The organism is Pseudonocardia sp. HH130629-09, assembly GCF_001294645.1.
Lineage (GTDB): Bacteria > Actinomycetota > Actinomycetes > Mycobacteriales > Pseudonocardiaceae > Pseudonocardia.
This window is the reverse complement of record NZ_CP011868.1, coordinates 746,281-769,480: the sequence shown is the minus strand read 5'-3', so window position 1 is coordinate 769,480 and position 23,200 is coordinate 746,281. Positions and strand designations below refer to the sequence as shown.

The 23,200-nt window shown below is 74.8% G+C and carries 29 protein-coding genes and 1 tRNA gene; 14 read left to right on the top strand and 16 right to left on the bottom strand.

What is annotated here, in order from left to right; all coding sequences use genetic code 11:
* Positions 1-26: 26 nt before the first annotated feature.
* Positions 27-1,469, top strand: a complete 1,443-nt coding sequence (locus XF36_RS03695) for a glycosyltransferase family 2 protein (RefSeq protein WP_060710896.1) — start codon at positions 27-29, stop codon at positions 1,467-1,469.
* An 83-nt stretch (positions 1,470-1,552) separates the two neighbouring features.
* Here the strand turns inward: XF36_RS03695 and XF36_RS03690 are convergent, their stop codons facing one another.
* Positions 1,553-2,032 carry an acyl-CoA thioesterase gene (locus tag XF36_RS03690; RefSeq protein ID WP_020625583.1) on the bottom strand — a complete coding sequence of 160 codons (480 nt, stop codon included), beginning with the start codon at positions 2,030-2,032 and terminating at the stop codon, positions 1,553-1,555.
* Between the two features lie 255 nt (positions 2,033-2,287).
* Between XF36_RS03690 and XF36_RS03685 the strand changes: the two genes are divergently transcribed.
* Positions 2,288-2,680, top strand: a complete 393-nt coding sequence (locus XF36_RS03685) for an STAS domain-containing protein (RefSeq protein WP_043280132.1) — start codon at positions 2,288-2,290, stop codon at positions 2,678-2,680.
* A gap of 141 nt (positions 2,681-2,821) precedes the next feature.
* Positions 2,822-4,075 carry an amidase family protein gene (locus XF36_RS03680; protein ID WP_060710895.1) on the top strand — a complete coding sequence of 418 codons (1,254 nt, stop codon included), beginning with the start codon at positions 2,822-2,824 and terminating at the stop codon, positions 4,073-4,075.
* A gap of 19 nt (positions 4,076-4,094) precedes the next feature.
* On the opposite strand, the gene XF36_RS03675 is transcribed toward XF36_RS03680, so the two are convergent.
* Positions 4,095-5,141, bottom strand: a complete 1,047-nt coding sequence (locus XF36_RS03675) for a PLP-dependent cysteine synthase family protein (RefSeq protein WP_082375737.1) — start codon at positions 5,139-5,141, stop codon at positions 4,095-4,097.
* 314 nt (positions 5,142-5,455) lie between these two features.
* Between XF36_RS03675 and XF36_RS32145 the strand changes: the two genes are divergently transcribed.
* The 3 genes from XF36_RS32145 (at position 5,456) to XF36_RS03660 (ending at position 7,432) form a co-directional block, all read left to right on the top strand.
* Positions 5,456-6,331 carry a hypothetical protein gene (locus XF36_RS32145; protein WP_060710893.1) on the top strand — a complete coding sequence of 292 codons (876 nt, stop codon included), beginning with the start codon at positions 5,456-5,458 and terminating at the stop codon, positions 6,329-6,331.
* Between the two features lie 104 nt (positions 6,332-6,435).
* Positions 6,436-6,849, top strand: a complete 414-nt coding sequence (locus tag XF36_RS03665) for an STAS domain-containing protein (RefSeq protein WP_060710892.1) — start codon at positions 6,436-6,438, stop codon at positions 6,847-6,849.
* 256 nt (positions 6,850-7,105) lie between these two features.
* On the top strand, positions 7,106-7,432 hold the full coding sequence (locus tag XF36_RS03660; RefSeq protein ID WP_060710891.1) for a WhiB family transcriptional regulator: 327 nt from the start codon (positions 7,106-7,108) through the stop codon (positions 7,430-7,432).
* Between the two features lie 94 nt (positions 7,433-7,526).
* Here the strand turns inward: XF36_RS03660 and XF36_RS03655 are convergent, their stop codons facing one another.
* Together XF36_RS03655 and XF36_RS03650 are read right to left on the bottom strand one after the other, a co-directional pair.
* On the bottom strand, positions 7,527-8,060 hold the full coding sequence (locus XF36_RS03655) for a hypothetical protein (RefSeq protein WP_060710890.1): 534 nt from the start codon (positions 8,058-8,060) through the stop codon (positions 7,527-7,529).
* Between the two features lie 293 nt (positions 8,061-8,353).
* A complete protein-coding gene (locus XF36_RS03650; protein ID WP_145981243.1) occupies positions 8,354-10,645 on the bottom strand; it encodes a GAF domain-containing SpoIIE family protein phosphatase in 2,292 nt (763 codons plus the stop codon).
* A 215-nt stretch (positions 10,646-10,860) separates the two neighbouring features.
* Between XF36_RS03650 and XF36_RS03645 the strand changes: the two genes are divergently transcribed.
* From XF36_RS03645 to XF36_RS03630, 4 genes are all read left to right on the top strand, one after another.
* Positions 10,861-11,289, top strand: coding sequence for an STAS domain-containing protein (locus tag XF36_RS03645; RefSeq protein ID WP_060710888.1), 429 nt, complete (start codon positions 10,861-10,863; stop codon positions 11,287-11,289).
* An 81-nt stretch (positions 11,290-11,370) separates the two neighbouring features.
* The gene (locus XF36_RS03640) at positions 11,371-11,802 is read left to right on the top strand and encodes an ATP-binding protein (protein ID WP_060710887.1); all 432 of its coding nucleotides are present in this window, start codon (positions 11,371-11,373) and stop codon (positions 11,800-11,802) included.
* Position 11,803: 1 nt separating this feature from the next.
* Entirely contained in the window at positions 11,804-12,580 is a 777-nt protein-coding gene (locus XF36_RS03635) for a SigB/SigF/SigG family RNA polymerase sigma factor (RefSeq protein ID WP_060710886.1), read from the top strand.
* Between the two features lie 90 nt (positions 12,581-12,670).
* Positions 12,671-13,888: an NAD(P)/FAD-dependent oxidoreductase gene (locus XF36_RS03630; protein WP_060710885.1), complete on the top strand. Its 1,218-nt coding sequence runs from the start codon at positions 12,671-12,673 to the stop codon at positions 13,886-13,888.
* A 53-nt stretch (positions 13,889-13,941) separates the two neighbouring features.
* On the opposite strand, the gene XF36_RS03625 is transcribed toward XF36_RS03630, so the two are convergent.
* Positions 13,942-14,163: a DUF3618 domain-containing protein gene (locus tag XF36_RS03625; RefSeq protein ID WP_060714386.1), complete on the bottom strand. Its 222-nt coding sequence runs from the start codon at positions 14,161-14,163 to the stop codon at positions 13,942-13,944.
* A gap of 275 nt (positions 14,164-14,438) precedes the next feature.
* Here XF36_RS03625 and bcp point away from each other — a divergent pair, with 275 nt between their 5' ends.
* From bcp to XF36_RS03615, 3 genes are all read left to right on the top strand, one after another.
* Positions 14,439-14,906, top strand: a complete 468-nt coding sequence (gene bcp / locus XF36_RS03620; RefSeq protein ID WP_060714385.1) for a thioredoxin-dependent thiol peroxidase — start codon at positions 14,439-14,441, stop codon at positions 14,904-14,906.
* A 153-nt stretch (positions 14,907-15,059) separates the two neighbouring features.
* On the top strand, positions 15,060-15,317 hold the full coding sequence (locus XF36_RS32140) for an HNH endonuclease (protein WP_168169454.1): 258 nt from the start codon (positions 15,060-15,062) through the stop codon (positions 15,315-15,317).
* Positions 15,308-15,380 (top strand) — tRNA-Leu (locus XF36_RS03615). The genes XF36_RS32140 and XF36_RS03615 overlap by 10 nt, the downstream gene beginning before the upstream one ends.
* 18 nt (positions 15,381-15,398) lie before the next feature.
* Here the strand turns inward: XF36_RS03615 and XF36_RS03610 are convergent.
* Positions 15,399-16,112 (bottom strand): TVP38/TMEM64 family protein, encoded by a 714-nt coding sequence (locus XF36_RS03610; RefSeq protein ID WP_060714384.1) that lies wholly within the window; start codon positions 16,110-16,112, stop codon positions 15,399-15,401.
* Positions 16,113-16,241: 129 nt separating this feature from the next.
* On the opposite strand from XF36_RS03610, the gene XF36_RS03605 reads away from it, so the two are divergent.
* Positions 16,242-16,640, top strand: a complete 399-nt coding sequence (locus XF36_RS03605) for a carboxymuconolactone decarboxylase family protein (protein WP_020624061.1) — start codon at positions 16,242-16,244, stop codon at positions 16,638-16,640.
* Between the two features lie 3 nt (positions 16,641-16,643).
* Here XF36_RS03605 and XF36_RS03600 read toward each other — a convergent pair whose 3' ends face one another.
* The 10 genes from XF36_RS03600 to XF36_RS03555 form a co-directional block, all read right to left on the bottom strand.
* On the bottom strand, positions 16,644-17,330 hold the full coding sequence (locus XF36_RS03600; RefSeq protein WP_060710884.1) for a non-canonical purine NTP pyrophosphatase: 687 nt from the start codon (positions 17,328-17,330) through the stop codon (positions 16,644-16,646).
* On the bottom strand, positions 17,327-18,082 hold the full coding sequence (rph, locus tag XF36_RS03595) for a ribonuclease PH (RefSeq protein WP_060714383.1): 756 nt from the start codon (positions 18,080-18,082) through the stop codon (positions 17,327-17,329). Before rph ends, XF36_RS03600 begins: the two co-directional genes overlap by 4 nt.
* A 67-nt stretch (positions 18,083-18,149) precedes the next feature.
* The gene (locus tag XF36_RS03590) at positions 18,150-18,935 is read right to left on the bottom strand and encodes an MBL fold metallo-hydrolase (RefSeq protein ID WP_060710883.1); all 786 of its coding nucleotides are present in this window, start codon (positions 18,933-18,935) and stop codon (positions 18,150-18,152) included.
* 8 nt (positions 18,936-18,943) lie between these two features.
* Complete coding sequence (locus XF36_RS03585) at positions 18,944-19,360, bottom strand: hypothetical protein (protein ID WP_020624065.1); 417 nt, start codon at positions 19,358-19,360, stop codon at positions 18,944-18,946.
* Positions 19,353-19,727 carry a hypothetical protein gene (locus XF36_RS03580; RefSeq protein ID WP_060710882.1) on the bottom strand — a complete coding sequence of 125 codons (375 nt, stop codon included), beginning with the start codon at positions 19,725-19,727 and terminating at the stop codon, positions 19,353-19,355. The genes XF36_RS03585 and XF36_RS03580 overlap by 8 nt, the downstream gene beginning before the upstream one ends.
* Positions 19,728-19,809: 82 nt before the next feature.
* Positions 19,810-20,640 carry a glutamate racemase gene (gene murI, locus XF36_RS03575; RefSeq protein ID WP_060710881.1) on the bottom strand — a complete coding sequence of 277 codons (831 nt, stop codon included), beginning with the start codon at positions 20,638-20,640 and terminating at the stop codon, positions 19,810-19,812.
* A 3-nt stretch (positions 20,641-20,643) separates the two neighbouring features.
* Positions 20,644-21,246 carry a rhomboid family intramembrane serine protease gene (locus XF36_RS03570; protein WP_060710880.1) on the bottom strand — a complete coding sequence of 201 codons (603 nt, stop codon included), beginning with the start codon at positions 21,244-21,246 and terminating at the stop codon, positions 20,644-20,646.
* A 49-nt stretch (positions 21,247-21,295) separates the two neighbouring features.
* A complete protein-coding gene (locus tag XF36_RS03565; protein ID WP_060710879.1) occupies positions 21,296-22,243 on the bottom strand; it encodes a PLP-dependent cysteine synthase family protein in 948 nt (315 codons plus the stop codon).
* 62 nt (positions 22,244-22,305) lie between these two features.
* Positions 22,306-22,581 carry a MoaD/ThiS family protein gene (locus tag XF36_RS03560; protein ID WP_043278539.1) on the bottom strand — a complete coding sequence of 92 codons (276 nt, stop codon included), beginning with the start codon at positions 22,579-22,581 and terminating at the stop codon, positions 22,306-22,308.
* Between the two features lie 115 nt (positions 22,582-22,696).
* Positions 22,697-23,191 (bottom strand): Mov34/MPN/PAD-1 family protein, encoded by a 495-nt coding sequence (locus tag XF36_RS03555; RefSeq protein ID WP_064485547.1) that lies wholly within the window; start codon positions 23,189-23,191, stop codon positions 22,697-22,699.
* Between the last annotated feature and the right edge of the window lie 9 nt (positions 23,192-23,200).

Below are 23,200 nucleotides of genomic sequence, written 5' to 3'. Positions count from 1 at the left end.
ACCCGACACTGTGACCCATGTCAGCGATGTCTGCGCCGAACGACGCCGCGACCTGGGTGGGTGAACTGGACCGGCTCGGCCCGCTGCGCGATCTGCGGGTCGCCCCGGGCTTCCACGCCGCCCGTCTGCTCGTCACCGTCGGGGGCACTCCACAGGGTCAGGTGACCGTGCCGCTGCGTGGCGGACGCGCCACGATCGCAGAGCTGCGGTCCGCGCTGATCACCCTGGGTCCGCCCGAGGACGTGGCCCCGGCACCGGTGGCGAGCGACCCGGTGACGGTGGTGATCGCGACGCGCAACCGCCCCGAGTCGCTGGCCCGCTGCCTGCGCGCGGTCCTAGCCTCCGACCACCCGGCGCTGTCGGTCGTCGTCGTCGACAACGACCCGGCGGACGAGCTCACCCGCGACGCCGTCGCCGCCGCCGGGTCCCCACGGGTCCGCTACGTCCGCGAGCCGCGCCGCGGTGCCTCGGTCGGGCGCAACCGCGGACTCGCCGAGGCCCGCACCGAGATCGTCGCCTTCACCGACGACGACACCGAGGTCGACCCCGCCTGGGCCTCCCGCATCGCCGGCGCCTTCGCCGCCGACCCCGAACTCGCCTGCGTCTCCGGCCCCGTCCTGGCCGCCCGCCTCGCCAGCCCCGAGGAACGCGCCGCCGACGTCGCCCTGGCCTGGAACAAGGGCTTCACCCCCCGCCGGTTCACCCTCGCCGAACCCCCCGCGGACTCCCCGATCTTCCCCTTCGCCCCCGGCCTGTTCGGCATCGGCGCCAACCTCGCCGTCCGCGCAAGCGCCGCCCGCGCCGTCGGCGGCTTCGACGAGGCCATGGGCCCCGGCACCCCCACCCACGGCGGCGAGGACTGCGAGTTCCTCGTCCGCACGATCCTCGCCGGCCACGTCCTGGGCTACGCACCCGGCGCCTACCTGTGGCACCACCACCGCCCCGACCAGGCCGCCCTGCGCAAGCAGATGGAGGGCTACGCCGTCGGGCTGGGCAGTTTCCTGGCCAAGGTGGCGCTGTCCCCGCAGGGCCGGTCGGTCGCACTGCGCCGACTCCCGGCCGCGGTCGCCCGGCTGCGCCACATCTCCGACCGCGAGGCCGGCGCCGGCGACGCGATGCCCGCCGACGCCGACCAGACGCGCAACCGGGGACTGCTGACCGGCCCGCGCGCCTACCTCCGGTCGCGCCGCGCGGTGCGACGGGCCGGTGGAGCGGTGCCGCCGCTCGTCGGCCCGGCCCGGGCCGGGACCACCGCCCCGCACAAGATCCTCGCGACCGGCGGCCACCGGGCCGTCACGCCCACCCGGCCGCACGGCACCGGCGGGTATCCCGCGGTCGCTCCGTCCGGGGCCGAGGGCACCGGGGGCCGTCCGGCCGCCGCACCCCGTCCGCAGGACAGCGGTGGGTACCGGCCCGTCCCCGCCCGCACCGGCGGCCCGTACGGCGCGGACCCCGCCCGGCGCGGCTGAGCCGTCGCGGGCCCGCACCGGCGGCACCCGCCACGGAGCCTCCGGCACCTCGACGCCCCCGCCGCGAGGGCGCGCCCCCGCCGTCACGACGGCGTCGTGGCCTCCGGGCCCGGCCCCAGCAGGGCCGGGTCCGACGCCGCGGCCACGAGCCGGCCGTGCGGGTCGGCGACCAGGCGTCGCGTCGTCGTGTCGAGCACACCGAGGGTGCACTCCACCTCGGCCGCGAGATCGTCCGTCCGGGCCCCGTCGGCCGCGGTCTCCCGGACGATCCGGTGACGCATCGTGAACGGCTTGCGGGTCGTGAACGCGATCGCCGAGTCGATCCACAGCTCGTCGCCGGCGCGCAGCTCGGCCCGGAAGTGCGCTGTCGTCGACAGCAGCACGATCGTCAGGCCGTGCGCCCCGAGCGCGTGCTGGGACAGCCCGGCCGCGCGGAAGTGCTCCATCCGGGCGTGCTCGCCGTACTGGTGGTAGACGGCGTGGTTGACGTGCCCGTTCACGTCCATCTCGTAGCTGCGGACACCGATCCGGACCCCGAACGGCGGAGGCATCTCGACGCTCATGGTGGCCACCCTGCCAGCCGGGCCGGACCACCCCCGCCGACGCACCGGACCACGTCGCGGAACGTTTGTGCCACCGCCGACCGCGGTCGTAGGGTGGGTGACCGCGCTGACTAGGCTGGTGCGGAGGCAGCACGAGCGGCACGTCAAGCAACGGCGGCCGGTTGTCACTCACGGTGAAGTCGACGGCGCGTCCGGGACCGGACCACGAGCACGTCGACGGCGCCGACGGCGACGACTCGCGAGGGAGCACGACACATGAGCAGTGAGACGCCCACCGGGGTGGGGGGAGACCAGGGCCCCGACGTCGGCGAGGTCGTCCGCTTCGAGGTGACCGAGCACGGTGACGGCGCCGTCGTCGTCGGTGTGCACGGCGAGATCGACACGATGACGGCGCCCGTGCTGAGCGAACGACTCGCCGAGCGGATCGGCTCCGCGAGCCTGCTGGTGGTGGACCTGACCCGGGTCACGTTCCTCGGGTCGGCCGGGCTGGCGGCGCTCGTCGAGGGCAAGGAGAAGGCGGAGAACGCCGGCAGCCGGCTGCGGCTGGTCTGCGGGTCGCACGCCGTCACCCGAGCGCTCGAGGCGACCAACCTGATGTCCCTGTTCGACGTGGCCGACGGTGTGCCGGAGGCACTCCGCACGGCCTGAGGACCCGGAGGTCCACGGGTGCCCGGTGGCGCCCGCGGTCCTCGACGCCGACATGGCCGAGCATCTCGGCAGGGCGGGTGCGATCCCCGTCCTCCTCCCCCACCACTCCCTCCGACGACCGGGACGACGAGCCCCACCGCGATGAGCACTCTGCACCTGGACGAGCCGTCCCCCACCTCGGGAGACGGCCCATCCGGTGTGTCGGGGCTCGCGGCCGCGGTGCGCGAGGGACGGCTGAGCGCGGTCACCGTCGCCGAGCGGCTCCTCGCCGCCCTCGACGACGCGGTACCCGTGAGCGCCGGGCTCGTGGTGGACGCCGGACCGCTGCGCGCGGCCGCCGCGGCGCTCGACCGGCGCACCGACCGGTTCGCCCTGCCGCTGGCGGGGGTCCCGGTGGTAGTCGAGGACGGCATCTCCGTCGCCGGTCGCGGGGACGAGGTCGTGCGCAGGCTGCGGGCCGCGGGCGCGCTCGTCGCCGGGCGGGCGCGGACCGCCGAGCACGAGGTGGGCCTCGACGGCACCCCGGGCGGCCGGGCCACCGCGACCGTGGTCGCCTCCGGTGTCGTCCCGCTCGGGATCGGCGTGGACGGCGACGGGACCCTGCGCTGCGCCGCCGCCGCCCACGGGATCACCGCGCTCAAGCCGGGCCGCCGGGTGCTCCCGCTGCCCGACGCCGCCGAGCGCCGCTGGTGCGGGCTGGCCGAGCCGACCCTGATCGCCGGGTGCGCGGAGGACCTCACCGTGGTGCTCGACGCCCTCTCCCGCGGCACCGGGGGGCCGGCCGCGCCGTCGTCGGTGCCGCGGCTCACCACCCCCGCCGGTCCCGGCCCCGGGTCCGGCGCGATGCCCGTCTCCTCCCTGGCCGCGTCGCTGCGCACCGGCCGCACCCGGCTCGCCGGGCCGGACGCGGCGTCCGCGGTGCACGCGGCGATCACGCTGCTGCAGGACGCCGGGCTGGGCCTCGTCGCCGCCGACCCGCCGTACCGGGCCGTGCTGGTCGTCCACTCGGCCCGCCGCCGGCAGGCCGGGCTCGCCCGCCGGGTGGAGGACCTCGGCCTCGACCCGGCCGAGCTGCCGCGCAGCGCCCGCAGCCTCGTCCGGCGCGGCCGCCGCGTCCGGCGCCTGGGCGGCCTGCGTCCCGCGACGCCCGCGTCGTGGCGGCAGCGGATGGTCGCCTGGCTCGACGACGCCGGCGCCGAGGCCGGCCTGCTGCCCGCCCCGCCGGGGGCGTCCGGTGCCGGATCCACCGGTGTGGCCGCGTGGAACCTGGCCGGGCTGCCGTCGCTGGTCGCGCCGGTGCACCGGCCCGGGGAACACGGCTGCGTGCAGCTCGTGGGGCGGCCCGGGTCGGAGCGACGGCTGCTCGCGACCGCCGCCCTGCTCGCCGAGGGCTGACCCGGACCGGCGGACCCGCTCAGTCCGCGGGCGGGGACCAGACCCCGGTCGCGACGAACCGGTCGAGGGTCGCCGTGTAGGGCGCCAGGTCCATCCCCTGGGCGGCGACCCAGGCGTCGTCGTAGTAGCTGTGTCGGTAGCGCTCGCCGCCGTCGCACAGCAGGGTCACGACGCTGCCCGACCGTCCGGCACGCAGCATCTCCGCGACGACCTGGTAGACGCCCCACAGGTTGGTGCCGGTCGACCCGCCGGCCCACCGGCCGGTGCGGTCGCGCAGGTGGCGGGCCGCGGCGACGCTGGCGGCGTCGGGGACCGGGACCATCCGGTCGATCACCGACGGGACGAAGCTCGGCTCCATCCGGGGCCGCCCGATCCCCTCGATCCGCGACGCCGCACCCGTCGCGTACGACGGGTCCCCCGCCGTCCAGCCGGGCAGGAACGCCGAGCCCTCCGGGTCGACGACGGCCAGCCGGGTCGCGAGCCGCCGGTAACGCAGGTAGCGGCCGATCGTCGCCGACGTGCCCCCGGTCCCGGCGCCGACGACGATCCACTCCGGCACCGGGTGCGGCTCCTCGGCGAGCTGGGCCAGGATCGACTCGGCGATGTTGTTGTTGCCGCGCCAGTCGGTGGCACGCTCGGCGTAGGTGAACTGGTCGAGGTAGTGCCCGCCGGTGGCCGCGGCGAGCCGCTCGGCCTCGGTGTAGACCTCACCGCCGTGGTCGACGAAGTGGCAGCGCCCGCCCTCCCGCTCGATCAGCGCGATCTTCTCCGGGCTGGTCGAGCGCGGCATGACCGCCACGAACGGCACCCCGATCAGCCGCGCGAAGTAAGCCTCGGAGACCGCCGTCGACCCGGAGCTGGCCTCGACGACCGTCGTGCCGTCGGTGATCCAGCCCGACGCGAGCGCGTAGAGGAACAACGACCGGGCCAGCCGGTGCTTGAGGCTGCCGGTGGGGTGCACCGACTCGTCCTTGAGGTAGACCTGCACACCCCACTCGGTGGGCAGGTCCAGCACGTGGAGGTGGGTGTCGGAGGAACGGTTCGCGTCGGCCTGGACGCGGCGCATCGCCTCGTCGACCCAGGCGCGGGTACGGGCACAGGAACGGTCGACGGGGTGCACGCCCCCGACCCTAGATCGGTCTCGGAGCCTGCCCGGCCCGGTCCCTCGGTCACCGCGCCGATCCGGGCCACGTCGTGCCCGCGCGGCCCGCCCCGGCGCCGCCCTCCGTGCCCCCGTGCCCGCATCGGCGCTCCGTGATCGCGCACGTCACACACCGTCGACCGCCGCACCGGCGCCGTCCGCCGAACGGGGGCTGTCGGGGTGCGTCACGGAGCCGGAGACTGACGCACCGTAAACAGCTGCCCGGGGAGTGCGACGAGGTGACCGACGGTGTCACAGAGACCGGTGCCGATGTGACGGCCGAGGACGTGCGCGACGACGAGGCGACCCGGCCCGGGGACGCGACGCCCCCGACCGGGCGCGTTCCCGAGGCCACGCCCCCGGGGACCACGGCCGCCGGACTGCCGCAGCGCAGCCCGCGCGGCGGCGACGGTGCCCGCACCGTCGAGCACATCGTCGAGGACCTGATGGTCCGTCTCGCCGCGGCCGAGCACGCCAGGGACACCGCCGAGCGCCGGGCCGACGCGCTCGCCGCCACCCTGGAGGAGGCTCGCTCCCGGCCCGCGGAGACCTTCGGCATGCGCGCGGACAAGGTGCTCCGGATGGCCGAGCACGAGGCCGCGATGCGGCGGCGCACCGCCGAGATCGAGGCCGCGCAGCTGGTGGACGCCGCCCGCGACGAGGCCACCCGGATGGTCGACGAGGCCCGCGCGGAGGTCGACCGGCTGCGTGCGGCCGGGGCGGCCGCACGGCGGGACAGCGAGCTCGTCGCGGACACCGCGGCGTCGATGCACGCGCACGTGTCCGGCCTGCGCTCGTCGGTGCGCGACGAGATCGCCCGGCTGCACGCGATGCTGGGGGCCGAGCTGGGCAGGCTCGACGCGCCCGCCCGCGCCCCCCGGGGCGCCGACCAGGGCGAGCGGGTCCGGCGCCCGGCGGGCGGCCCGGCGCACGCGCTGCGCACCGGGGAGACCGCCGGGCCGGACGAGGCCCCCGACGCCGTCGCGGACCGGGACGAGGCCGCCGCCCTCCCGGCGGTGGTGCTGCCGGAGCAGCGGGACGCCGAGCCGTCACCGGCCGCAGCCCCCGCCTCCTCCGCCGCCGGTTCCGAGGGCAGCGTGCAGCAGACGTCCTGAGCCGGGACGGTGCGGTCGCCCGACGGGACGCGTCGTCGGCACCGAGTGGGCACCGAGCGGGCTCCAAGTGGCGACGCCGTGCCGCGGTGCCTACCGTCGACCCAATGACCGACCCCCGTCCACCCGGCGCCGGCACCAGCGACGGCTCGGGCACGGCGTCACCCGACGTCACCGACAGCTGCGACGGGCTGCGACTGGAGACCACCCGGCCCGCGGACGGGACAGTCGTCGTCGCGGTGACCGGCGAGCTGGACATGCTGACCGCGCCGGAGCTGCGGCACTCGGTGGCCGAGCAGATCGCGGTGTCCTCGCTGGTCGTGCTGGACCTCGACGGGGTCCGTTTCCTCGGCACATCCGGACTGGCGGCCCTGATCGAGCTGCGCGAGCAGGCCCACCGGGCCGGCGTCGAGCTGCGTCTGGCATGCACCGAGCGGCGTGTCCTGCGCCCGATCGGCATCGCCGGGCTGCACCATCTGTTCGACATCCACGACGACGTGCAGGCCGCACTGGCCTCCTGATAGGTGACCTGAGTCACACATTGCTGGGCCGATTCCACCCTTTCCCGGCGCGCCGGTCGCAGCTCGCAGGTGCGTGGTGGTGTCGTGAACAGGGGTGATGGCGGTCGATCCGATCGACCGCCCGCCCCCGGGGGCCGCACGCGGCCGATCGCCGACACCGATCCCGCCACCCCGCAGGTTTGATCTCGGACCCCCTCGGGAATCGGGTTGGGGAGCCAACCCGGTCCGCCCGGGCCCCGAGCGACGAGGTGAGCACGTGAGCGACGTTTCCCGGCTTCCCGGCCCGATGGACGACGTGTGGCAGTGGCAGCGACTGGGCGCGTGCCGCGGCATGGACAGCGCCGTGTTCTTCCACCCAGACGGCGAGCGCAACCCCTCCCGCTCGCGTCGCACCGAGCGCGCGAAGCAGGTCTGCCGGGGCTGTCCCGTGCTGCAGGAGTGCCGCCGCTTCGCGCTGGCCAGCCGTGAGCCGTTCGGCGTGTGGGGCGGGCTGGGCGAGTCCGAGCGTCGCGCCATCATCGAGCGCCGCGACGCCGAGCGCATCGTCGCCGAGCAGGGCCCGGGCCTCGCCGCCGTCGTCTGACGGCACCGCTCGACGGCTCACCGATCCGGCACGGCCCGTCCGGGCATCGGGCGGGCCGTCTTGCTGCCCGGACGTTCTGCCACACCTCCGGGCGTCACACCGCGGAGGGCAGGGCCTCCGGCTCGGTGATGTCCCGAGTGATGTCCTCGGTGAGCTCCTCCGCGACGGGCCCCAGGGGCCGGTAGGGCAGCACCGGAAGGCCGTAGACCCGCGCGACCCGGCGCACCGCGCGACGGACCACCTCGATCTCGGGGTCGGACACCGGTCCGGCGGCGGCCGGGGCCACGCACCAGGTGTCGTCGTCGGGGTCGAACCCGACCAGCTCCGAGAGCGCCGCGACGAGGTCCGCCTCGTCGCCGTCCTGCACCGCCCAGCGCAGCCCGAGGCGGTGCACCCGCACCCGCTCGACCGGCAGCATCACCACCGGCGCGGCCCCAGTGCCGTCCTCGGTGTCGTCATCGGTGTCGTCATCGGCCGCCAGCAGCTCCCGCGCCTGCGCCGGTGTCAGCGGACGCCGGACGGGGGCCGGGTCGTCCCGCACCACCAGCAGGTCGGTCTCCCCCGCCGCGCCGGAGAGCGCCGCGAGCGGTCCCCCCGCCCTCTCCGACTCCGCAGCGGTCAGCGCCACGGCGACCAGCCTCCGCGGTCGCGTCGTCCCCTGCCCCACGCTCGCCCCCGTCGATCCCGCACGTCCTCGTCCGTCGAGTACAACGCCCGGGTCCCCCGATCGATCGCCGATTACCCACCCGGACGGACGAGTGGGGTCACCCGTTCCACGAGCGGGAGACGACCCCCTGTCCCGAACCCCCGGACGGCCCCGACCGCAACTCCGCCGTGACCTCGGCCCGCCCACCGGTAGTACGGAGGGGCCGGACGGTCGAACGGCGCCGGCCGGTCCGGGCGGCCGGTCAGGGCGGTCCGTCAGGCGGGGCGGTCCAGACGGATCGCGAGCAGCGCGATGTCGTCGTCGAGCCGGTCCGGCAGGCACACCTCGAGCACCCGGTCGACGACCCGCTCCGGGTCCGCGTCGGACGGCAGCTGCTCCACCGTGCGTTCGATGAGCTCGGTGCGGGCGTCGGCGTCCTCGCCGACGATGTCGGTCAGGCCGTCGGTGTAGAAGACCAGCAGCGACCCCGCCGCACACGGCACGGTGGCGCCGTCGCGGTGCGCCCCGGTGGCCCGCCCGAACTCCGGCACCGCCCCGAGCATCGGCGAGTGGTGCGCGTCGAGCCGGTGCAGCCGACCCTGCGGATCGCGCAGCAGCGGCGCCGGGTGCCCGGCGTTGGCGTAGGTCAGCTCGCGCGCGCCGTCGGGGCCCGCCGGGCCGAACCGGGCGTAGACCGCGGTCGCCATCGCGGCGATGTCCAGGCCCTGCACCAGCTGGTCACAGCGGTCGAGCACCGGCCCTGGCGCGTCGCCGCCCCAGGCGTAGGAACGCAGCACACCGCGCAGCTGCCCCATCGCGGCTGCCGCCGACAGGTCGTGGCCCACCACGTCGCCCACCGCGGCACCGACAGAGCCGTCCGGCATCGGCAGCACGTCGTACCAGTCCCCGCCGACCTGGTTGCCGTCCGCGCCCACCAGGTAGCGGGCCGCGACCCGCATCCCCGGGACCTGCGGCAACGCCGGGAGCAGGCTGTGCTGCAGGGTCGCAGCCGCGGCCCGCTCCACCTCGTAGAGCCGGGCGTTGTCGACGGCCAGCCCGGCGCGGCCCGCCAGGTCCGAGGCCAGGTGCACGTCGCGCTGGGTCCAGCGACGGCCGTAGGGGAACTGGGTGGACAACGTCACCAGGCCGAGCACCCGGCCGCGGCCGAGCAGCGGGACGACCATCGCCGAGCGCAGCCGCAGCCGCTCGTAGGCGTCGGCCGCCTCCGGGTCGTCCGGATGGACCTCGCGTCCGTCGTCGGGCAGCTCCTGCACCAGGTAGGGCTTGCCGGTCCGCACCGCGGTCTTGGCCTCCTGCTCGATCCGGCCCGTCCCCAGCGGACCGGACCGGGACAGCAGTGCCTCGTCGTCGGCGTCGCGGGCCGAGACGGCCATCCGCTCGCGGCTGGCCCCGTTGGGAGTGTCGAGCAGGTCCACCGTGCACAGGTCGGCCAGCTCCGGCACCACGATCCGGGAGAACCGACGGCACGCGTCGGCCACGTCGAGCGCCGAGGTCATCTGGGTGGTCGCCTCGGCGAGCAGCCGCAGCTGGGCCCGCGCCGCCTCGGCGTCGACCAGCGCCGCACGCCGCTCCTGCTCGACGACGACCCGCTCGGTGACGTCGCTCTGCACCCCGACGAAGTTGACCAGCTCGCCGTCGCCGTCGTGCACCGGCGAGACGGACACCTGGTTCCAGAACGCGGTGCCGTCGCGGCGGTAGTTGAGCAGCACCTCGGTGATCGGCCGCTGTTCCCGCAGCGCCTCGCGCAGCCGGCGGACCGCGGACCGGTCGGTGTTGGGCCCCTGCAGGAACCGGCAGTTGCGCCCGACGACCTCGTCGAGCGGATACCCCGTCAGCCGCTCGAACGACGGGTTCACCCAGGCCAGCGGGTCGTCCTCACGCTGCGGGTCGGATATCGTGAACGACATCTCGGTGGCCAGCACGGCGCGGTCGCGCAGGAACCCCATCCGGTCGCGGTCCCCGCCCTGGCCGACCTCGGAGTCCGACAGCGGCAGCAGCACGGCCAGCGCCCGGCCGGGGCCGGTGGCCTCGGCGAACGTGCCCCGCCCCTGGGCGGCCGGGTCCGACAGCGCGAACCCGGTCACCCAGACCAGCGTGCTGCTGGCCGGCGCGCCCTCACCCGGGACCGGGACGCCGTCGCGGTCGGGCATCAGACCCGGCCCGTGCAGCGCCACCGGCTCGCCGGACACCGCCTCGCCGGAGGCGATGCGGGACAGCGGTGCCCCCTCGTCGGTGTAGGGCCGGCCGTCCAGGTCGGTCAGCCGCACGGACTCGCTCCACTCGCGGACCCCGATCGGCAGCCGCACCGGGCGGTCGCCGGCCAGCTCCAGCGCGGTGGTGTTGGCATAGACGATCCGGCGGTCCGCGATGTCGATCATCAGGACGGCCACCTGGGTCCCGCCGCGCACGTACGGCATCGCGGGGGTGCTCGGCTGCTCACCGAAGGTCTCCACCGAGGTCGCGACCGCCTGGTCGACTGCCCGGTCCACCGCGTCGCCGGGCGGGCCGGCGGGGGTGTCGGAACCGAGATCGGGATACCGCGTCACCCGGGCGAGCCTAAGGGCAGGCGCCGTGCCGGGCGCACCGAGCCCGGCCGGTATCGTCGGTCCCGGTCTCCTGTCGTGGGTGGACCGGACCGGCGCGGGCCAGGAAGGCTCCGCCGCACCCCCGGTGCGTCGTCGCGATGCGAGAAGGCATCTGCCCGTCGAGAGCACGGCGGCGCTCCACCACGCTTCCGCGCCGCCCGGCGCCCGACACGGAGGTGATCACCCTGCCCGGATCCGCGCCGGCGCAACCGTCCCGGGGGGACGGCGACGCCGAGCTGGACCCCGCCGACTCCACCCACCTCGGGGTCCGCCTGTCCTCACCGCGCAGTGGCCTGACCGTGCTCACCGTGCGTGGCGAGGTCGACACCCTGACCGCGCCGCGTCTCGAGACGGCCCTCGACGAGCTGCTGAACCTCCCGCCCGACGGCGACGGCCGCGACCTCGCCGTCGACCTGGAGGGCGTCACGTTCCTCGCCTCCAGCGGCCTGGGCGTGCTCATCCACACCGCCCGTCGGGCCGCCCGGGACGGACGGCGACTGTTCGTCGTCGCCACCAACCGGGCCGTGCTCCGGCCGCTCGAGGTCACGGGCTCCGCCCAGCTGTTCACCGTCCTGCCCGATCAGGAAGGCATTCCCGGCGCCTGAGCGGACACCCGGTCTGCACATCCCCGCCGGAGGCGACATGATCCGGCCCGACACCCCCGTCGTACGAAAGGACTCGTCAGCGTGGCCCAGGAGGACGTGGCAGGCACGGCGCACCCCGCCGGCACCGACAACACCGTCGAGATCCGGGTCGCCGCGCGGCCCGCGTTGATCCCCACGGTCCGCGCGGTGGCCTCCGACCTCGCCGCGCGCGCGGACTTCGACCTGGACGCGGTCTCCGATCTGCGGATGGCCGTCGACGAGGCGTGTGCGACGCTCGTCGCGATGGCCACTCCCGGCACGCCGCTGCGGTGCACCTTCGCCGTGTCCGACGAGCGCATCGAGGTCACCGCCCGGGTCGAGACCGGCAGCGGCGCGCAGCTGCCCACCGACAGCTTCGGCTGGCGGGTCCTGCAGACCCTGGCCGACCACGTCGCCGTCGAGACCGGTGGTGAGGACGGCGGCCGCCCCGCCCTCACCATCCGGCTGCACAAGCTCGCAGGTCACGGACCGTGACGTGACGGTGGACCCCCAGTACGCCCACCTCACCCCGCTGCTCGAGCAGTACGCGGGCCTCGACGACGGCGATCCCCGCCGGGAGCGGCTGCGCGAGCAGCTCGTCACCGGCTACCTGCCCGTCGCCCAGCACATCGCCCGCCGGTTCAACCACCGGGGCGAGCCCCTCGACGACCTCGTGCAGGTCGCGACGGTCGGGCTGATCAACGCCATCGACCGGTTCGACCCGGAGAAGGGCGGCGAGTTCTTCTCCTTCGCCGTGCCCACGATCTCCGGTGAGGTGCGCCGGCACTTCAGGGACCAGAGCTGGTCGATGCGGGTACCGCGACGGCTCAAGGACATGCACGTGTCGATCAACGGCGCGGTGTCCGAGCTGTCCCAGACCCTCGGTCGCGCGCCCCGGCCCTCGGAGCTCGCGGAGTACCTCGACCTGCCCGTCGGCGAGGTACTGGAGGGCCTGGAGGCCGCCGAGGCCTACCGCAGCTCCTCGCTCGACGAGATGCTGTCGTCGGAGAACGGCAGTGCGACCGTGGGCGAGCTGGTCGGCGACGCCGACGCCGAGCTCGACCGGGTCGACTACCGCGAGTCGCTGCGCCCGCTGCTCGCCGAGCTCGCGCCACGGGAGCGGACGATCGTGATGCTCCGGTTCTTCGGCAACCGCACCCAGACCCAGATCGCCCAGGAGGTCGGCATCTCCCAGATGCACGTCTCCCGGCTGCTCGCACAGACCCTGTCGCGGCTGCGCAACCGGCTCGACCCGGACGACCGCACCTTCTGACGGCCGGGCCGCGCGGCCGCGTCGCACGCCGTCCGCGAAGATCGGGACGGGACCGGCGCACCGTCCGGCCCCGGAGCGGGGAGGTAGGAGATGAGCGTGCCGGAACACGTGCTGGTGGTCGGCGCAGGGCTGGCCGGGCTGCGGACGGTGGAGAACCTGCGCCGGGACGGCTACGAGGGCCGGATCAGCCTGGTGGGGGCCGAGGAGCACCTCCCCTACGACCGCCCCCCGCTGTCGAAGCAGTTCCTCGCCGGCGCGTGGGAACGCACCAAGATCGACCTGTGCACCGCCGAGGACCTCGCCGAGCTCGGCGTGCGCACCCATCTCGGCCGTTCCGCGGTCGCGCTGCGGCCCGGTGAGGACCCGGCCGACGGCTCCGAGGTCGAGCTCGACGACGGCACCGTGCTGCACGCCGACGCCGTCGTCCTCGCCGTGGGGGTCACCTCCCGGGTGCTCGACGGCCAGCCGGACTCCGCGCACCTGCTGCGCGCCGTCGACGAGGCCGAACGGCTGCGCGACGCGCTCGCCTCGGCGTCGTCGCTGCTCGTGGTCGGTGCCGGGTTCATCGGGGCCGAGGTCGCGAGCACCGCCCGGGACAGGGGTGTCGCGGTCACCGTGGTCGAGACCGGCACCGTGCCGATGGCGCGGCTCCTGGGCGAACAGGCCGGTGCGGTGGTGGCCCGGCTGATGGTCGACGCCGGGGTCGACCTGCGCACCGGGGTGGCGGTGTCGGAGCTGACGTCCTCGGGCGCCACCCTCTCCGACGGGTCGACGGTGACGGCCGACGAGATCGTCGTCGGCGTCGGCGGGATGCTCGACCTGGGCTGGCTGGAGGCCACCGGCGTCGACGTCTCCGCCGGGATCCCGTGCGACCACCGGGGCCGGGTCGACGGGCTGCCCGGGGTGTGGGCGGCGGGCGACGCCGCCGCCTGGACCGGCCCGGACACCGGCGAGCGCGCCCGGCTGGAGCACTGGACCTCGGCGAGCGACCAGGCCGCCGCGGTCGCCGCGGACATCACCGGCACCGACCTGCCGCCTGCCGCGGTGCCGTTCTTCTGGTCCGACCAGTTCGGCATGAAGATCCAGCTCGTGGGGTGGCCGGACCGCGCGGACTCGCTGCTGCCGTTGCACGGGGAGGGTCTCGGCGACGGCCCGGTGAAGGGCACGGTCCTCGGCTACCTGCGCGGCGACGACCTCGTCGCCGTCGCCGGGTTCGGCGCGGCCCGGCTCGTCGCCCGATACCGCCGTCCGCTGGCCGAGGGCGCCGACCGCGCCGCGGTGCTGGAACTGCGCAACTCGCTGTCCTGACACACCGACGCCCGGCCGGTGCGTGCACCGGCCGGGCGTGACGTGCAGGCGGTCTAGCGGAAGATCGAGCGGACGATCGCCAGCCCGACCAGCGCGCCGACCGCGATGAGCGAGTACTTGATCTTCGGGTCGGCGAGCCGCTCGGCGAGCTGCGCCTTGCCGCCCTCGATGAGGTTCTTCGGGTTCGCCCGGTCCGCCAGCGCGTCCAGACTCTCGGCCAGCGCGTCCCGGGTCTTCTCGATCTCGCGCTGGATGTTCTCGGGGTCGCGGGCCACCACGTCCACCTCCGGTTCGGCCGGTACGCGTCCGCGTACGGGACTCCTGCTGCTCGCGCCCGACGCTGCCCCGACACCTCTGTCCGGGCACCGCGAGCGGCGTGGGACACACCGTAGCCACCGACGGGGGCGGACCGCGCGCCCGGCCACCGGCGCGCCGCCGATCGGGTGCGCCCGACGGTCGTCGGTGTCGCATCCGTCCACAACCGGCCGGTACGTCCACAGGCACCACACTCGTGGCGGCGTCGCGGCCGGCGGGTGGCACGCTGATCGACATGAGCACACGGCTGCAGGCGGGCGACCCCGCCCCCGACTTCACCCTCGACGACGCCGACGGCACGCCCGTCTCCCTGGCCGACTACCGCGGCCGCAAGGTCGTCGTCTACTTCTACCCGGCGGCGAGCACCCCGGGCTGCACGAAGGAGGCCTGCGACTTCCGCGACAACCTCGCCGAGCTGAACGAGGCGGGCATCGACGTGCTGGGCATCTCCCCGGACAAGCCCGCCAAGCTCGCGACCTTCCGCGACAACGAGAAGCTGACCTTCCCGCTGCTGTCCGACCCCGACCGCGAGGTCCTCACCGCCTGGGGTGCCTTCGGGGAGAAGAAGCTCTACGGCAAGACCGTCACCGGTGTGATCCGGTCGACCTTCCTGGTCGGCGAGGACGGCACGATCGTCGACGCGCAGTACAACGTGAAGGCGACCGGGCACGTGGCGAAGCTCCGCCGGGACTGGAAGGTCTGATGCCGGACCGGCCGGCGGGCGCGGGGTGAGCGGGCGTGCCCCGCGCCCGCCGGTGGACCGACGAGGAGCTGGTCGCCGCGGTGGCGGCGTCGCAGACGATGGCCGAGGTGTGCCGGGCCCTCGGGCTGCGCCCGGGCCGTTACGACTGGCTGCGTGCCCACATCGCGCGGGTGGGCGCCGACGCGAGCCACCTGCCGGGCCCGGTGGACGGCCGTAGACGCCGCCGGGCTGAAGGAGGCCCGGTGCGAGCTGCGCGGACTGGACCGGTGGCGGGACCTGCCGTTGCCACTACAGCTGGACCACGTCAACGGTGACCACACCGACAACCGGCTGGAGAACCTCCGTATCCTGTGCCCGAACTGCCACGCCCAGACGACGACGTGGTGTGTCCGCAAGAGCCGGCCGGCGTAGCCCAACGGCAGAGGCACGGTCTTTAGGTGGCCGCAAGTGCGGGTTCGAATCCCGCCGCCGGCACGCGTCGCGTCGCCCGCCTCACCCGGCGGGCGGCGCGGTCCCGGTCGGCCCGGCACCCCCGGGCGTGACGCCGTCGGGCTCGTCGGGCAGCGGCCGGCGGGCGGCGAGCAGCACCCCTCCCAGCCCGAGCACCGCGCAGATCCCCGACACCAGCAGCAGCGCGGGCGGCACGTGCCCGGTCACCGCGTCGCCGAGGGCCACGACGGCGATGGTGCTCGGTGCCGACCCGATCACGGTGCCGACCAGGTAGGGCCAGAACCGCACCTGGGACAGACCGGACAGGTAGTTCAGCACCGCGAACGGCACCATCGGGATCAGCCGCAGCGACGTCACCGCCAGCACGCCGTGGTGGTCGAGCCTGCGGCGCACCCACACCGCGCGCGGGTGGCGCGCGTAGCGGGCGACGAGCCCTCCGCCGGTGGCACGGACGAGCGCGAACGCCACGACCGCGGACAGTGCGGTCGCGAACAGGGTCAGCGCGGCCCCGCCGACGGCACCGAACAGCACCCCGGCGGACACGGTGAACACCGTCCGGGGGAAGGGCGGGACGTTGAGCGCGACCTGGAGCAGGACGAACACGACCGGGCCCCAGAGCCCGGCCGACTCGACGGCCCGGCGCAGCTCTCCGAACCGGGGGAACGCAGACAGCCCCAGCGACCGGGCCACGAGTACGACGAGTGCGGCCGCGAGCACCAGCCCGAGGCAGCCCAGCAGAAACCGCCACCACCGCACGGACGTCACGGTACCGAGCCCCGCGCCGGTGCCGTCGGCCGCGTCGCCGCACCGACCGGTCCCCGCCGCCGGTCGTCGGGCGACCTCGGCCGGCGTGCCATGGGGATGGGCCGTGAGAGGCTGCCGACCATGAGCGACTCGGGTATCGATCCCGCCGAACTGGACGCCGATGGGCTGGCCGTGCGCCGCGAGGTCCTCGGCCAGGACTACGTCGACGCGGCGCTGGGCCGCGTCGACGACACGACCGCGGACTTCCAGAAGCTGATCACCCGCTACGCGTGGAACGAGATCTGGACCCGCCCCGGGCTGGAGCGCCGGATGCGCTCGGCGGTGACGCTGACCGCACTCGTCGCGCACGGGCACTGGGAGGAGTTCGAGCTGCACGTACGGGCGGCCCGGCGCAACGGCCTGACCACCGACGAGATCGTCGAGATCATCCTGCAGACCGCGATCTACTGCGGGGTCCCGGCGGCGAACTCGGCGTTCCGGATCGCGCAGCGCGTCCTGGCCGAGCCCGCCCCCGAGTAGCCCTCAGTCGCGGGCGAGCAGCGCCTGCAGGTGCGGGACGAGTGCGCGCAGCGCGGTCCCGCGGTGGGAGGCGGCGTCCTTCTCCTCGGCGCTGAGCTCGGCCGAGGAGCGGGTGTCGCCCTCCGGGGCGAAGATCGGGTCGTAGCCGAACCCGTTCTCCCCGCGCGGGGCACGCAGCAGGGTGCCGCGCCACGTCCCGTGCACCACAGTGCGCCCGGGCACGGAGTCCTCCGCGTCGGGGCCGCCGGTGGCATCGGAGCCGTCGGTGTCGTCGGTGTCATGGAGCCCGGCCGCCGCCTCGGGCGTGACGAGCGCGGCGGCGCACACGAACGAGGCGCCGCGGCGCTCGTCGGGGACGTCGGCGGTCTGTCCGAGCAGCAGCGCCAGGTTGGCCGCGTCGTCGCCGTGCCGGCCGGACCAGCGGGCGGAGAAGATGCCCGGCATGCCGTTGAGGGCGTCGACGGTGATGCCCGAGTCGTCGGCGATCGCGGGCAGCCCGGTCGCGGCGGCGGCGTCGCGGGCCTTGGCGAGCGCGTTCGCGGCGAAGGTCGCGCCGGTCTCAGGGGCCTCGGGGAACTCGGGGACGTCGGCGAGCCCGACGATCTCCACCCCGGAGAGACCCGCGGCCTCGGTGATCCGGCGCAGCTCGACGAGCTTCTTGGCGTTGCGGGTGGCGAGCAGGATCCTCACGCGTCGCCCTCCCCCGCGGTGCCCGGGGCGGCGGGGGCGGTCTGCGCGACGATCTTCGGGTGCGGCGCGGCGAGCACATCGACCTGGAGGCGGGACAGCTCGGCGATCCCGGCGAGCGCGGAGTCGAGCATCGCGTCGAGGGTCGAGCGGGAGAACGTGGCGCCCTCGCCGGTCCCCTGGACCTCGATCAGCGTCCCGGTCTCGGTGGCGACGACGTTCGTGTCGACCTCGGCCCGCGAGTCCTCCTCGTAGGGCAGGTCGAGCCGGACGCGTCCGTCGACGACGCCGACCGACACCGCGGCGACCTGACAGGAGATCGGCTTGGGGTCGGACAGCTTGCCCTGCTCCCCGAGCCAGGTGACGGCGTCGCACAGGGCCACGTAGGCGCCGGTGATCGCCGCGGTGCGGGTGCCGCCGTCGGCCTGCAGGACGTCGCAGTCGATCGCGATCGTGTTCTCGCCGAGCGCGCGCAGGTCGATGCAGGCACGCAGGGACCGGCCGATCAGCCGGGAGATCTCGTGGGTGCGGCCGCCGATCCGCCCCTTCACCGACTCCCGCGACGAGCGGGTGTCGGTGGCCGAGGGCAGCATCGCGTACTCGGCGGTGACCCAGCCGAGGCCGGATCCCTTGCGCCAGCGCGGTACCCCGTCGGTGACGCTGGCGGCGCACAGCACCTTCGTGTCACCGAACTCCACCAGCACCGATCCCGCAGGGTGCTTCTGGAAGCCCCGGGTGATGGTCACCGGCCGCATCTCGTCGTCGGTCCGGCCGTCGGCCCTGCCCTCGGTTCGTGTCACCGGACCATCGTAGGAAGCCGGTTCAGACCTCGAACACCGCGTCGGGCCGGGCGAGCTCGACGGTCCCGCCGAAGGCCGCCTTGGCCTCGGCGCCGAGGGACTCGCGGTCGAACCAGGCCGGGACGTGGGTGACGACCAGACGCCGGGCGCCGGCAGCCGCGGCGTGCTCGCCCGCCTCCCGTCCGGACAGGTGCACCCCGGGCGGTCCGGCCTCGGCGTGCGGCCAGCTGGCCTCGCAGAGCAGCAGGTCGGCGTCGCGGGCGGCCTCGACGAGTCCGGGGCAGGCGGCGGTGTCCCCGGAGTAGGTCAGCACCCGGCCGCGGTGCTCGAGGCGCAGCGCCCAGGCGGGGCAGACGTGCACGACCTCGTGGGCGGTGACGGTGACGACGTCGTCGCCGGCGCCGACGGTGAACGGCTCCCCCGCCACGAGGTCGTGGAAGGAGAAGACGTCGGTGAGGTCGGTGCGGGCGTAGTCGGCCTCGGTGACGGCGTCGGCGCGGGCGAAGCGGGTGTGCGCACCGGCCGGGGCGTGCACGGGCAGCTTCCGCGCGGTCGCGTCGAACGGGGGCCGGGGATGGTAGCGACGGTGCACCGCCAGCGACGGGAAGTCCGAGCAGTGGTCGGGATGCAGGTGGCTGAACACCGCGGCGTCGAGGGAGAACGGGTCGGCGTGCCGCTGCAGGGCGCCGAGGGTGCCGTTGCCGAGGTCGAGGGTGAGGCGGGTCGACCCGGCCTCGACGAGGTAGCCCGATGCCGGGGACTCGGGTCCGGGGCCGCTGCCGGAGCACCCGAGAACGATCAGCTGCATGCGCGCCCCTAACCCGTTCGTGAGGTGCGCCGCAGCCACCAGAGTCCGACGAACGGCAGGACGAGCGGGACGAAGCCGTAGCCGGCGCCGAAGTGCGACCAGACCGTCTCGCGGGGGAAGTCGGCGGGGACGAACGTGGTGAACGCGCCGACCCCGAGCACGCCGACGAGCTCGAACACGACGGCGGACCAGGCGAGACGGCGGAAGCCGGGCCCGGTGCCCGCCAGGCCGACGGTGGCCAGGATGTAGACGAACCCGGCGAGCGCGGACAGCGAGTACGCCAGCGGTGCCTCGCCGAAGCGTTCGGCGATCTGCACGCCGGCCCGCGCCGAGGCCGAGAGCGCGAAGATGCCGTAGACGGCGATGAGGATGCGGCCGGGGCCGGTGGCGGTGGCGCGGGGCCCGGGGGCGTGGGGCTCAGGCACCGGGCACCCCCGGGATCCACAGGCCCTGCAGGCGCAGCACGGCGACGAGCGTCCCGATCGCGCCGACCGCGATCACGGCTCCGCCCCAGCGGCTCGGTTCGGCGGTGGCGAACTGCAGCGCGATCACCGGGACGCAGACCGCGACGGCGAGGTAGATGAGGAAGGTCGACTGTTCGGGCAGGGTGACCCCGCCGAGCAGGACCCGGTACGCCGCGATCGCGGCCTGCACGACGACGAGCGCCACACAGACGCCGACGGCGACGGCGTGCACCCGGCTCGGGGGCCGGTTCAGCGCCGTCGTGACCAGCCCGAACAGCGCGGTGGCCGAGAGCGCCACGGTGATCACCAGGACGAGCGTTCCGATCACGGCGGGAACGCTACCCCCGCGCCCCTCCGACACGGCGCCGGACCCACCGTCGTGGGCCGGTGGGCATCCACACCCCCGGCCGTCAGGCGGACGGGAGCGCGGCACCCGCGCGGCCCACGACCGACCCGATCTCCGGGCCCAGGAACCGGCGGCCCAGGCGGGCGAAGGGCTCCGGGTCACCGGTGGCGAGGAAGCGGTGCGGTGCGGGCGGGGCGGTGTCGTCGCGCAGCAGGTCGTGCGCGTGCAGGGTCCGGACCAGGGTGCGGGCGGTCTCGTCGGCCGAGGACACGAGCGTCACGTCCGGGCCGAGGACGATCTCCAGCACCCCGGACAGCAGTGGGTAGTGGGTGCAGCCGAGGACGACGGTGTCGACCCCGGCGCGCTGGAGCGGCTCCAGGTAGCCCTGGGCGACGCCGAGGACCTGGCGGCCGCTGGTGGTGCCGCGCTCGACGAAGTCGACGAACCGGGGGCAGGCGACCGAGGTGATCTCGGTGTCGGGAGCGGCGTCGAAGGCGTCGGAGTAGGCGCCCGAGGCGATCGTCGCGGCGGTGCCGATGACACCGATCCGACCGTTGCGGGTGGTGGCGACGGCGCGGCGCACGGCCGGGCGGACGACCTCGACCACCGGCACGGGGTAGCGCTCGCGGAAGTCGGCCAGGCACGCCGCCGAGGCGGAGTTGCAGGCGATGACCAGCGCCTTGACCCCGGAGTCGACGAGCTCGTCGCCGATGCCGAGCGAGAGGCGCCGGATGTCGGCGAGCCGGCGCGGCCCGTACGGGCTGTGCGCGGTGTCACCGACGTAGACGATCTGCTCGGCGGGCAGCAGGTCGATGACCGAGCGGGCGACGGTCAGACCGCCGACCCCGGAGTCGAAGATGCCGATCGGGGCGTCGAGCCCGGGTGCGTCGCTCACACCCTAGGAGGGTAGGCGGTCGGCCCGGGACACCCAGTAGGCGGCGAGCACCCCGCCGACCGCGCCGAACAGGTGGCCCTGCCAGGACACCGACGGGTCGGAGGGCAGCACGCCCCAGAGGATGGAGCCGTAGAACAGGAACAGGAACAGGACGACGGCGAGCAGGATCTGCGTGCCGTTGCGGGCGTAGAAGCCGCGGGTCAGCAGGAACAGGAACCAGCCGAACACGATCCCGGAGGCGCCGAGTACCGGCAGCGGCGAGGTCAGCCACACCCCCAGCCCGCTGACCAGCCAGATCGTCGCGGTCACCGCGAACCACTGGACGGGGCCGCCGGACATCGCGAGGAACCCGAAGATCAGGAACGGCAGGCTGTTCGCGGCGAGATGCGCCCAGTCGCCGTGCAGCAGCGGCGCGGTGAGGATCCCGGCCAGCCCGTCGATGTCGCGCGGGTAGATCGCCGAGGCGGCGTCGACCATCTCGCCCGACGCCTGGTCGACGGCCTCGAAGACGTACAGCGCGGCGGTGAACACCAGCATGATCACCGCCGCGCGCACCGGCGCGGGCGGCAGCACACGGGCGGGGCGGCCGTCCGGGGGTGCGGTCATGCCGTCCACGGTACCGGCGCGCCCGCCCGCTATGCCCGTTGTGACCGGTTCAGGCCCAGAGGTGCCCGTCGATGCCCTGCGCGGCGGTGCCCAGGTCACCGGAGTAGGCGCCGGTGGACAGGTACTTCCATCCGCCGTCGCAGACGATCATCACGACGTCGGCGCGCTGACCGGCGTCGAGCGCCTTGTTCGCGACGCCGAGGGCGGCGTGCAGGATCGCGCCGGAGGAGATCCCGGCGAAGATGCCCTCCTGCTCCACCAGCTGGCGGGTGCGGCGCAGCGCGTCGTAGGAGCCGACAGAGAAGCGACCGGTCAGCACTGTCTCGTCGTAGAGCTCCGGGACGAAGCCCTCCGACAGGTTCCGCAGGCCGTAGACGAGCTCGCCGTAGCGGGGCTCGGCCGCGACGACCTGCACGTCGGGCTTCTGCTCACGCAGGTAGCGCCCGGCCCCGACGAGGGTGCCGGTGGTGCCGAGCCCGGCGACGAAGTGGGTGATCGACGGCAGGTCGCGCAGGATCTCCGGGCCGGTGCCGCGGTAGTGCGCGTCGGTGTTGGCCGGGTTGCCGTACTGGTAGAGCATCACCCAGTCCGAGTGCTCGGACGCCAGCTGCTTGGCGAGGGCGACGGCCTGGTTCGACCCACCGGCCGCCGGCGAGGAGATGATCTGCGCGCCGTACATCGCCAGCAGCTGGCGACGCTCCTCGGAGGTGTTCTCCGGCATCACGCAGATGATCTCGTAGCCCTTGAGCTTCGCGGCCATCGCCAGCGAGATGCCGGTGTTGCCCGAGGTGGGCTCCAGGATCGTGCAGCCGGGCGTGAGCAGCCCCTGCTTCTCGGCGTCCTCGATCATGGCCAGCGCAGGCCGGTCCTTGATCGAGCCGGTGGGGTTGCGGTCCTCCAGCTTCGCCCACAGCCGCACGTCCTCCGACGGCGACAGGGACGGCAGCCCGACGAGCGGGGTGTCGCCGACGGCGTGCAGCAGCGAGTCGTAACGCACGGGATCTCCTCACGCACCGGTGCCGGGCGGGCGGGCCGCCCGGCACCGATCTCCGGTGGGGCTCAGCGACCGCCGGCCACGGCCGGGAGGATCGTGAACGTCGAGGACTCCTTGACCGGGGCCTCCAGGCCGCCGGCGAAACGGATGTCCTCGTCGTCGACGTAGATGTTGACGAAGCGGTGCAGCTTGCCGTCGGTGATCAGACGGTCCTTGATGCCGCTGTGCCGCGACTCCAGGTCGTCGATGACCGCGGAGACGGTGTCGCCCTTCGCCTCGACGGTCTTCTCGCCGCCGGTGTGGGTGCGAAGGATGGTGGGGACGGACACGGAGACGGCCATGTCGGTGATCACTCCTGGTGGGGTCGCTCTGGCGTGGACTTCTGCACGCGGCAACGCGGCCGGAGTACGGCGACATTCCCGCGCGACCTCCGGCGCGGGTGCGCGAGAGGGTCGATCAGGCCCGGTCGGGCACGTCGTCGGAGCCGGTGTGGGAGAACATGTAGGACTCCACGACCGCCAGCTCGTCCTCCACGACCTCGCCGTCGGCGAGGTGGTAGGAGCGCACCTCGGGCTCGGCGTCGGCGGTGGCGAGGCCCACGATCAGCCAGTGCTGGTCGGGGGTCCACTCCATCTGGGCGACGTCCTTGGGCGACGGGTAGGCCTCGGGCAGGCCGGTGTGCGCCACCGGGCGCCGCGGCAGCCGCGTGTGGGAGTGGACGACGAACATGCGGCGCTCACCGGACGCGTCCAGCTCGCGCTCCAGGCGGATGTCCTCGGCCGGGGAGAAGGCGAAGTCGCTCGCCACCTCGTCGGCGTTGGTCATCGGCACGTAGCGCTCGGGGTGCTCACCGGTCTCGGGACCGACGAGCTGCCCGCACGACTCGACCGGGAAGTCCCGGCGGGCGTGCGCGACGATCGCATCGACGAGGTCGGACCGGAGGACGAGCACGACGTGAGG